The following is a 9,166-nucleotide window of genomic DNA, read 5'->3' on the forward strand; positions in this document are numbered from 1 at the left end:
TCCTGTCCATCCGCGGTTACATCTCCACCGTCCGCAAGAACGGCCTGCGCGCCGCCCAGTCCCTCTACGACGCGCTACTCGGAACCCCCTGGACACCCGCACTCACAAACTGACGTGAATAGTCACAACACAAGGCTTCGATGACCAGGGGCGCATCCTGCATCCATCTGCCGTGTGCCCCGTCGGGGCTACTCAGAGTTTGAAGAACCGCAGGTCAAGACCTCTTTCGAGGGGTTTCGATCTGCGGTTCTTCTGTTGTTGAAGCAGCCCAGGGGCGCGCCTGGCTGCGCCAGGATGGCGCACTGGAGCCGGCCGCCCTGCTTCGGGGATCAGGTGGTCATGCCACAGATCTACCGCGAAGGCCCGTTCCCCGTGAGCCCTGCTCTCGCTGCGGCCAAGACCAATCAGCCGCGGCCATGACCGTCTTCTACGAGTACGAGGTCGTGGAGGGTGTGCTCGGTGAGCGCCTGCACGAGCGGCAGACGCAGGCGCTCATCAACTTGCTGCGCGAACTGGCCGACCTGAAAGTCGGCCATGCGGCCGTCGAGGCTTGAGCCCATCGCCGCACCTTATGCACGCCCGTCACGGGCCGCGCCGGTGCGACAGACTTCCGACCACCGGGCCAGCGGCCCCGACGGGGAGATTATCTGGAACTTCCCGATTTAGGCAGGTGTGCGATGCCAGAAGGACACGTCCTCCATCTCGATCACGCGTCGACCTCCTTGGCGAGCTCGGCGAGCAGTCCCTCCAGCGGAGCGGCGTTGCGCCACTGCGGGCCGTCCTTGCTCGTCACCGGGGGCAGCGCGGCGACGTGCGCTCTGACCGCCTCCGCCACGTGCACCACGGCGGCGAGGCTCGTCAGCGGCAGCGGAGCGCCGGTGTTGTCGAGCCACCCCCACCGCCAGTCCCAGATCGTGACGCCCTCGGTCCACGAGTCGTCGGTGGGCGGGGTCTCTGGGGCGAAGTGCCAGTGCATGCCGGGGCCGTCGTCCGATTCTTCGGTGCTCCACTCGTGCTGGTCGGCGATGATGCCCTCGGCGTCGAGCGCGTCGGTGATCTGCCGGGCGTACGCCCCGACGTACTCGTCGATGGTCAGCCGCTCCACGAACATCCCGATGCGGCGGCCGGCGCGGAGCCAGTGCAGCGCGTCCACCGCCGACATCTCCCGCTCGTGGTCCGTCAACTCGTGCCACGTCGGCACGAGCGTGCCCTCGTGGGCGATCTGCTGACGCTCGGCAGCCAGGCTTCGCGCGGCGGCGTACTCCGTGTCGTCGTCGAACGGGTACTCGGCCATGGGGCCCTCCTCAGGGTCCTGTCTCGTTGAACTTGCACGAACGTGCACATCGGGTCGTCCGGGTGGTCCTAACGGCCGTCCGGTGCGCAGGCGACGTCACGTCCCCTTGTCACCTGGTCACCTCGCTGCGGCCCGGGCGCTCGGTGGCGATCGCCTTTCCGAGCTCGCGACGACCAAGCGCGCGCACCTTGGCTCGAGCGGCCTGGTAGGCAGGATCCTCGTAGGGCGGGCCGCTGAGCCTCGCGGCAGCGTCCGCAGCGATGGTCACCTCATGGACTGGTGGTGGAGCTGACAGACGTGCTGAGGCAACAACGCAAGCCTCCTCACCAGGACCCGAAGCCTCGGCACGTCGACGAACAACCTCGGTCGCGATCTGGGCGCAGGCCTCACACGGCTGGCCGGTGTCCAGGCTGCGGTGGTCTTCGCATCGGACATCAGGGCAGTGGTAGCCGCGGCGGACGATGGTGATGGCCACCGAAGTGACATCGGCGATGTCCTCGCGCCACCGCCATGGCTCCCAACGCCGGCGGATCCGCTCGGCCAGCTCGGCCGGGGTGCGGATGGCGAGTTCGGCAGCGATCGCTGCCAGCACGCGCCGCCGGCCGAACACCGGGATAGCCTGAGCCAGTGTCGCCGGCAGCGTATGGCGGTAGATCTCGGCCGCCTGACGCTGAGCCGCCGGGTGCCGCACCGCCGGCGGCCTGGCCCGCGTTGAGGAAATTTGTCGTCCCGGGTCCGGCGGGTGGGCCTCTACTACCTGTACGTCGCCTGCGGCGGGAGGTCGAGATGCGTCCAGCTGTGATGTCTTATGATCATGTGCCTTCTGTGGACTGCCCGCGTTTGCGAGGGGTGACTGCCCTGTCCTGCCAGGAGTGAATGTTCTGGGTTGCGAGGGGCTGGTGGTGTGATGGCGGCCTTGTGTGCCGTATGTGTCAGCTACGGTGGCCGCCTCGTCCGGGTTCGGCACGGGGCGCACGAGCAGACGGCCGCCGCGGCGCTGGGTGACCTCGGCCAGGCCCGCGCGTTCCAGTTCACCGAGCCTGCGCCGGCCGGTGTCGGCCGAAGCACCCACCATGCCGCCGAGATGGCTGACAGAGGTCTCCAGCGGCTGGCCGGCCGCACGCTGGCCGGCCAGTATCAGCGCGTACAACCGCCACGCAGCCGGGGAGATGCGCTGATCGGAATCGCTGGAGGGCGACAGCAGATCCAGCGTCCAGGCCGGTACCCGCACGAACGGTTCGCCGGTCTCGCGGGGCAACCGCAGCGCCGCGTGCCGGACCGCCCGTTTCGCCCCCAGCGGACTGGAGCGGGACAGCCACGGCCCGCCCGAGCCGTCCGCCAGCAGCTGGCGGCGCGCGCTGTCCAAGGTCTTCTCGCTCACGCCCAGCGCGTCGGCCACCCAGCAGCGCCGCGCATACGCCGGAGCCCGGCCACCGCCCAGGGCACGGGGCATCAACGTCTCGTACATCGCCCACGCGGCCACCGCCAGGGCGCCGTGTGAAGGGGAGCGCAGCAGTGAACGGGGGACTTGCACGTGTCCCCGTGGAACCGACTTGGAGGAAGGCGCGACCCTACGGCCCGGCGTGCCGGTCGGCGCCTCTTCCTGACAAGCCGCGCCGCCCGCTCCCGTCACTTGGCCCCACCCGCGCAGGAGGCGGCCACGGACGGCGAGATCATTCCGCGTATATTCCGCGAGCGGCGGCACTTGCGGGCCGCGACTGGCACACCGTGGCACACGCGGAGCGTCGGCGGACAGGCGTTACCGCAGGTCAGGCCCGGGTTTTGGATGGCCAAGTAAGCGCGCCCTGCAGGATTCGAACCTGCGACCGTCGGATTAGAAGCAAGATCTTTGAGTGCCGCGCGGTGCCGTTTGGTGGCACTTCGTGCCGCCTTCGCGCGCTTTGCGTGTCCGGCAGTGCCGGGTCCTGACGGCGCGTGACGGGGCGTACGAGCACGCACCGAGCACGGCCGGAACCACCCGCGATCACCCGGCGACCACAACAGGCCATCGTCTCCCACGTCGAGTTGAGTCTCTGCGAGAGACAGCCTCGGCAGCAGCCTTCACGAACCACTCAAGCCCTGGGCTACCGAGTCGCCTTGGAACCCATCGCCTGACGAGCCGACGCCGACGAAACCGGCTCGGCGGCGTCCTCCACGAGTACTCACATGCGGCTTGAACCGCATGGATCGCTCATGGCCTTCACCTGTGCACCCTGATGAGCTGCCAGCTCGACGACATCGCCTGCGTGGTCGGAGGAGAGCCCCTCTGCCGCGACGGATAGCCCGGCGGGGGCCGGTCCCGAGCTCTCAGCCCCGCGCGATGATCCCGCCGATCAGCTCGGCCGTCGCGAAGTCGCCGGTGAGCCGGTTCTTGGTCAGCGCGAACGCCGTGCCGGTCGCCTTGTCGGCCCACGCCGCGCTGCCGCCCGCGCCCGGCACTCCGAACACCGTCGGCTGCTCCTCGGCCGTCGAGGTGGGGCCGCCGATGCCGTACCCGAGGCCCCAGGACGACGGCATGCCGAACACCTCGTCGATGCCGCTGGAGACGACCGCCGTCATGGCGCTCAGCCGCTCGGCCGAGATCAGCCGTGTCCCGTCCACCTCTCCGAGCAGCGCCGCGTACATCCGCGCGATGGCCCTGGCCGAGGTCTTGCCGCCGGCGGGGATGTCGGCCGACAGGTAGTCGGGCCGGTTGCCCAGCTCCGCGTTCGGCATCAGCGTCATCGGCCCGGCCTTGAACATCGGCAGGTCCGCCGGCATCTCCCCGAACGCCGACATGTCCATCGGCGCGTCCTCCAGCCTGGCCAGCCGCGCGTGCTCCTGCTCCGCCATCCCGAAGTACAGCTCGCCGGCCACCCCCAGCGGACCCGCCACGTCCTCGCGCAGCACCTGGGAGATCGGCTTGCCGGTGGCCCGCCGCACGATCTCGCCGACGAGGAATCCGAAGGTGTAGGCGTGGTAGCCCACCTTGGTCCCCGGCTCCCACCACAGCTCGGCGTCCTCCAGCGCGGCCACCATCGTGCCCCAGTCGCAGACGTCCTCCGGTGTGGTGTCGAGCGGGAGGCCCGGCACGCCGGCCGTGTGGGACAGCACGTGCCGCACGGTCACGCCCTCCTTGCCGTGCCGCCCGAACTCCGGCCACAGCTCGACCAGCGGCGTGTCGTAGCCGAACAGGCCCCGCTCGGCCAGCACGTGGGCGACGGTGCTGGTGGCGCCCTTGCCGATGGAGAAGTTGTAGAACGGCGTGTCCGGGGTGACGTCGCGCCCGCTCTCCGGGTCGGCCACCCCGGCCACGACGTCCACGACCTGGACCCCGTCACGGTAGACGGCCACCTGCAGCCCGCGCTCGTCCCCGGACTCGACCAGCCGGTCGGCCGCTTCCTGCACCCGCTTCTGGAGATCACTCATGGCGTGCCCATCCTGCCCTCGTCGTCGGGACTAGACGGTACAGTACTGATCCCGGTACGGAACTGTCTAGTACTGTGTTCGTCGACGAGAAGGGCGGGCAGGCATGGCGGACGAGGGCGACCGGACGGCACGCAAGCGCAGGCAGATCATGGAGGCGGCGCGCAAGGTGTTCCTGCGCAACGGCTACGTGGGCACCAGCATGGACGAGGTGGCCTCCCTGGCGGCCGTGTCGAAGCAGACCGTCTACAAGCACTTCACCGACAAGGAACAGCTCTTCAGCAGCATCATCATGGACACCACCGCGCAGGTGGAGGGGCTCGCCACGATGGTCACGGCGACGCTGGACGACAGCCACGACCTGGACAAGGACCTGGGCGAGCTGGCCAGGAGGTTCCTGGACGCGCTCATGCGGCCCGACGTGCTGCGGCTGCGCCGGCTGGTCATCGCCGAGGCCGACCGCTTCCCCGACCTCGGCCGCACCTGGTACCAGCAGGGCTTCGAGCGCTCGCTGAGGACCATGGCCACCGCGTTCGAGCGGCTGGCCGAGCGCGGCCGGCTCCGCCTGGACGATCCGCACCTGGCCGCCGAGCACTTCGTCGGGCTGCTGCTGTGGATCCCGGTCAACAAGGTGATGTTCTGGGGCGGCGGCGACCACTACTCGGAGGCCGACCTCGGACGCCTGTCGGAGGCCGCCGTCGCGGCATTCCTGCGCGCGTACGGGCCCGCTACCTCCGCAGATACTGCTTGAGCCCGGCCGCCAGCGAGGTGGCGATGCGCACGCGGAAGGCGGGGTCGGACATCTTGGCCGCGTCGCCCGGGTTGTTCATGTTGCCGCACTCGAGCCGGTGATCGCACTCCTGCAAGAGCTCTCCGGACAGGACCGGCAAGCCCTCGCCGACCTGATCAACCAGTTCGCGCACCAGGAAACCGACCCTGAGCGGCAGCTGACCGCCTGGGAAGCACCCGAAACCCTGGCACTCCTGGACTGAGGGCACCACTGCATACCAACTGGCGCGGCGGCCGAGAGCGGGTCCGAGCTCCTGCGGACGCTCGTTGCGCGCGATCTCGGAAGGAAACTCATCTGCTGGCCGGGACTTACAGCGAGTCAGCTCCCCTGGAGTAGTTCCGTTGCCGCTGCACGCCGAGGAAGCGGACCGCCACCACGCCGATGATCACGACAGCTGTCGTCCATACAATCCATTGCCCGATGGTCGTGATCACCTCGTTCCTGCCGGGCGGCATCACGACCATCTGGACGGCCGCGCCGACCGGCACCGTCACTTTGGCGAGCACACCGATCATTCCCGGCCGCCTGGCACATGACCCTATGGCACCCAAAATCGGCCCGAGCAGAACACTCGCCGCCCACCAGAAGGCCGTGTCATACCCATAGGAGCCAAGCGGGACATCGTGGACGACCGTATCCACGGCATAGTACGCCGCCGTGGCGGCAAGCAGGCTCACCACACCAGCAACAGCGCCCCGGCCCAGCGCCCGAGCGCCAAGACCGCGCTGCTTGGCGCGGGTGGCCAGGAACCCCGCCAGCACCGCCAGCCCGGCCCATGCCCAGCCAGAGTCCAGCAGCACGCTCACAATCTCAACGAACGACCACCCGTTGGTCGTCGCTTCCCGGCTTTCCAGATCCACAGATGGATGGGCCACAGCATTGGCCAGGGAGGTCGCCGCGCCAAACACCGCGCCGGCCGCCAGGACGCCCACCAGGCTCTTCCAGCCGGGTCGCGGATTGTCGATCATGGACGACATCCTGCCGAACCAGGTCGTGACGGGCAATCGGAACGAAAACGGAGCAGGTTCCCATCGGGACATGGGCGGCACGGGAGTGACGAGCAGACTGCGGGCTCGGTCCCGCTGCAGCGCATGGACATAAGCAAATACCACCTCGGGCAGGTCATCGCCGACCACCTGCCCGAACTAGAGGGCCTGTCTCAAAGTCCAGCTTATTTGATCTTGTGACAAGCTCGTGGGATGCTGCGACTCACCGACTTCATCATCGACTGTCCGGACACGATGAGGCTGGCGGCCTTCTACTCCGAGGTGACGGGTCGCCCGATCAAGGAGGGCAGCCACGAGAACTGGGCCGGTATCCAGTTCGGCGAGATCGAGCTGGCCTTCATCCGGGTGGAGGACTACCGCGCCCCGCAGTGGCCCGACAGCGAGCACCCCAAGCAGTTCCACCTCGACTTCGAAGTCGACGACATCGAGGCCGAACAGAGCCGCGTCCTGGCCCTCGGCGCGTCCCTGCAGCAGGACTCCATCGGCTCCGACGGCTATGGCTGGCGCGTCTACACCGACCCCGTCGGCCACCCCTTCTGCCTCTGCCACAACAAGGGTGTCATCTGGACCGACCAGGGCATCATCTGGCCCAAGCGCGGCTAAGAGCTGTTTCTTAGATCAGGTTCGGAGCCAGATTGCCAGGGCGGACAGGGTGACGGTACCGAGGAAGATATAGGCGCGTTTGTCGTAGCGCGTGACCCTGCTGGTTAACTGCCGACACGCGGGTGTCGGGTCCGTGACTTGAACTGTCGTGCCCGAGATCATGCCGTGCGCGGCCGTTTCTCCCCTCGTTCTGGGTCGCGGATGGAGTGGTCGGTGTCGATGCAGCCAAGGTCGTGGCCGGAGCCTGATCCGCAGATCGCGCGAGCGATAGCCGCGATGTATCGGGGGAAGCGGGAAGCGCCGTTGCCGGTCCGGGTCCGCGATGAGCTGGGCGAACTGTTCGCCGACGCCGAGTTCGCCGCAGCGTTTGGGACTGAGGGCAAGCCAGGCTGGTCACCAGGCCGGCTGGCGTTGATCACCGTGTTGCAGCGGGCGGAGGGCCTGACCGATCGGCAAACCGCCGAGACCGTGCGAGCGGACTTGAGCTGGAAATATGCCTTGGGGCTGGCGTTGGACGATCCCGGGTTCGATGCCAGTGTGCTGAGTGAGTTCCGGACCCGGGTGGTCGCCCACGGGCTGGAGGAGAGGGCTCTGGACCTGCTGCTCGCCAAGCTCGTGGACAGGGGCCTGGTCAAGGCGGGAGGCAAGCAGCGTACTGATTCCACCCATGTGATCAGCGCGGTCCGGGACCTGAACCGGCTGGAGGTATCGCCTTCGTCACGCAGGTGGTCGGTGGCGCCGCGCCGGGGGCGTGCGGCTAGGTTGAGGGCTGCGGCGGCCAGGTTGATGAGGCTGGCGATCAGCGGGATCCATTCGGGGATGTGGTGCATGTCCTGCTCCAGACGTGCTGATCGAAAGGAAGCGGGCCGGCCGGTGCCGCGACTGACGAAAGCAAGCGCACCCGGCGCGAGTGGGGTCCGGCAGCCGATACGCACCAAGCCGGACATAGCGCTGTACGCCAATGTCGAGGTGCGGCAGGCTGGTATGCATCAACGCCACGGCCAGCCAGGCGGCGAGAACTGGGGTCCGCTGCCCTTCGACGCCTCCGCCGAAAGGCTAGGGCGTGCCGATGTGAAGTGAGCGCGGAGACGTCGATGCCCTCTGACCACGAACCAGTTGCCGGGCGCTCGGCGGCGGTGCAAGCCAGAGCTGAACTGGCCGCGGCCTTGGATGCGCTGCGGCGGGCCGCCGGTTCGGGAGCTTGATCCTCAACCTCACCCCGTCCGCCGACGCTCCCACCACCCGCCTCGATCTCGAACCCTGCGTTCTGTTCGCCCATGGTCATCGTGACCGTTTGCCGGACAGTTGATCAAGCAGTCCTTAAGAACTGATCCGAAAATCGGTGCTTCAGTGGGCAGGCGGCAGCGAATATCGCGTTCGCCCGGCGGAGCCCGAGCAAGGGCCCGTCGGCGTCTACGCGCCCTCGGCGCCACCGTCGTCCGGTGTGGCAGCGGGCGCCCCGTGCGCTTTGAGGCGTGCGGCGAGCGCCGCCGCGGCTTCGGAGAGCCCGGACCAGCGCTGGCTGCACAACAGCAGGTTGCGCTTCGCCCAGGAATTCGTCAGGTCCACGACCCGTAGGTCGTAGGTACGCTGCCAGCGGACGACCGCGCGCGCGGGAACCACGGCGATGCCGACGCCGACCGCTACCGCGCTGCAGATCGCCTCCGTGGTCGGCAGATGCGCCCGGTAGCGAGGCCGGAGCCCGAGCGGCTGGGTCTGCCCGCTCAGATGCTCCTGCAAAGGGTTCCCCTCGGTGAAGCCGACGAACGGGTGGCCGAGGCACTCGCTGAACGCGACATGAGCACGCGCGGCCAGAGCGTGGCCTGGCCGTGTGATGACGACCAGCGGGTCGGGACGCAGCACCGCCCGTTCCAGCCGACCCGAGTCCACGGTATCGGCGATGATCCCCAGTTCCGCCCGGCCGTCGGTGACGGCGGCGACTACACAGATTGAATGCGTAGAGTCTTAGCCTCGTGACGGATCGCTTCGGGTGAGGTACGACCGGAGCATGCGGTATGGGCAAAGGGGTGGGTACACGCCCGCGGAGCAGGAGCGGCGGGAGCGGGT

Annotated in this window: 10 protein-coding genes; 4 read left to right on the forward strand and 6 right to left on the reverse strand. The window is 68.4% G+C overall.

Going from position 1 to position 9,166, the window contains the following annotated elements; all coding sequences use genetic code 11:
* Nucleotides 1–416 precede the first annotated feature (416 nt).
* A complete protein-coding gene (locus ITP53_RS51310; protein WP_195902776.1) occupies nt 417–554 on the forward strand; it encodes a hypothetical protein in 138 nt (45 codons plus the stop codon).
* A 152-nt stretch (nt 555–706) separates the two neighbouring features.
* Here the strand turns inward: ITP53_RS51310 and ITP53_RS51315 are convergent, their stop codons facing one another.
* The 3 genes from ITP53_RS51315 to ITP53_RS51325 form a co-directional block, all read right to left on the reverse strand.
* On the reverse strand, nt 707–1,294 hold the full coding sequence (locus tag ITP53_RS51315; RefSeq protein WP_195902777.1) for a hypothetical protein: 588 nt from the start codon (nt 1,292–1,294) through the stop codon (nt 707–709).
* Nucleotides 1,295–1,403: 109 nt separating this feature from the next.
* Entirely contained in the window at nt 1,404–2,762 is a 1,359-nt protein-coding gene (locus ITP53_RS51320; RefSeq protein WP_195902778.1) for a hypothetical protein, read from the reverse strand.
* A gap of 839 nt (nt 2,763–3,601) precedes the next feature.
* Nucleotides 3,602–4,702 carry a serine hydrolase domain-containing protein gene (locus ITP53_RS51325; protein WP_195902779.1) on the reverse strand — a complete coding sequence of 367 codons (1,101 nt, stop codon included), beginning with the start codon at nt 4,700–4,702 and terminating at the stop codon, nt 3,602–3,604.
* Between the two features lie 103 nt (nt 4,703–4,805).
* Between ITP53_RS51325 and ITP53_RS58755 the strand changes: the two genes are divergently transcribed.
* Nucleotides 4,806–5,450, forward strand: a complete 645-nt coding sequence (locus tag ITP53_RS58755) for a TetR/AcrR family transcriptional regulator (protein WP_195902780.1) — start codon at nt 4,806–4,808, stop codon at nt 5,448–5,450.
* On the opposite strand, the gene ITP53_RS51335 is transcribed toward ITP53_RS58755, so the two are convergent.
* Together ITP53_RS51335 and ITP53_RS51340 are read right to left on the reverse strand one after the other, a co-directional pair.
* Nucleotides 5,428–5,697 carry a hypothetical protein gene (locus ITP53_RS51335; protein WP_195902781.1) on the reverse strand — a complete coding sequence of 90 codons (270 nt, stop codon included), beginning with the start codon at nt 5,695–5,697 and terminating at the stop codon, nt 5,428–5,430. The genes ITP53_RS58755 and ITP53_RS51335 overlap by 23 nt on opposite strands.
* Nucleotides 5,698–5,797: 100 nt before the next feature.
* Nucleotides 5,798–6,457, reverse strand: coding sequence for a hypothetical protein (locus ITP53_RS51340; RefSeq protein ID WP_195902782.1), 660 nt, complete (start codon nt 6,455–6,457; stop codon nt 5,798–5,800).
* A gap of 231 nt (nt 6,458–6,688) precedes the next feature.
* Here ITP53_RS51340 and ITP53_RS51345 point away from each other — a divergent pair, with 231 nt between their 5' ends.
* Together ITP53_RS51345 and ITP53_RS56665 are read left to right on the forward strand one after the other, a co-directional pair.
* Nucleotides 6,689–7,099, forward strand: coding sequence for a VOC family protein (locus tag ITP53_RS51345; protein WP_195902783.1), 411 nt, complete (start codon nt 6,689–6,691; stop codon nt 7,097–7,099).
* A gap of 219 nt (nt 7,100–7,318) precedes the next feature.
* A complete protein-coding gene (locus ITP53_RS56665; RefSeq protein ID WP_236052116.1) occupies nt 7,319–8,179 on the forward strand; it encodes a transposase in 861 nt (286 codons plus the stop codon).
* Nucleotides 8,180–8,512: 333 nt separating this feature from the next.
* Here the strand turns inward: ITP53_RS56665 and ITP53_RS51355 are convergent, their stop codons facing one another.
* A complete protein-coding gene (locus tag ITP53_RS51355) occupies nt 8,513–9,049 on the reverse strand; it encodes a LysR substrate-binding domain-containing protein (protein WP_195902784.1) in 537 nt (178 codons plus the stop codon).
* Nucleotides 9,050–9,166: the final 117 nt, after the last annotated feature.

This window comes from Nonomuraea cypriaca, assembly GCF_015645445.1.
Lineage (GTDB): Bacteria > Actinomycetota > Actinomycetes > Streptosporangiales > Streptosporangiaceae > Nonomuraea > Nonomuraea cypriaca.

Excerpts from the sequence above, each read along its gene's own strand:
- ITP53_RS51310 (WP_195902776.1), top strand. The coding sequence starts at position 417 with ATGACCGTCTTCTACGAGTACGAGGTCGTGGAGGGTGTGCTCGGTGAG.
- ITP53_RS51315 (WP_195902777.1), bottom strand. The coding sequence starts at position 1,294 with ATGGCCGAGTACCCGTTCGACGACGACACGGAGTACGCCGCCGCGCGA.
- ITP53_RS51320 (WP_195902778.1), bottom strand. The coding sequence starts at position 2,762 with ATGTACGAGACGTTGATGCCCCGTGCCCTGGGCGGTGGCCGGGCTCCG.
- ITP53_RS51325 (WP_195902779.1), bottom strand. The coding sequence starts at position 4,702 with ATGAGTGATCTCCAGAAGCGGGTGCAGGAAGCGGCCGACCGGCTGGTC.
- ITP53_RS58755 (WP_195902780.1), top strand. The coding sequence starts at position 4,806 with ATGGCGGACGAGGGCGACCGGACGGCACGCAAGCGCAGGCAGATCATG.
- ITP53_RS51340 (WP_195902782.1), bottom strand. The coding sequence starts at position 6,457 with ATGATCGACAATCCGCGACCCGGCTGGAAGAGCCTGGTGGGCGTCCTG.
- ITP53_RS51345 (WP_195902783.1), top strand. The coding sequence starts at position 6,689 with ATGCTGCGACTCACCGACTTCATCATCGACTGTCCGGACACGATGAGG.
- ITP53_RS56665 (WP_236052116.1), top strand. The coding sequence starts at position 7,319 with ATGCAGCCAAGGTCGTGGCCGGAGCCTGATCCGCAGATCGCGCGAGCG.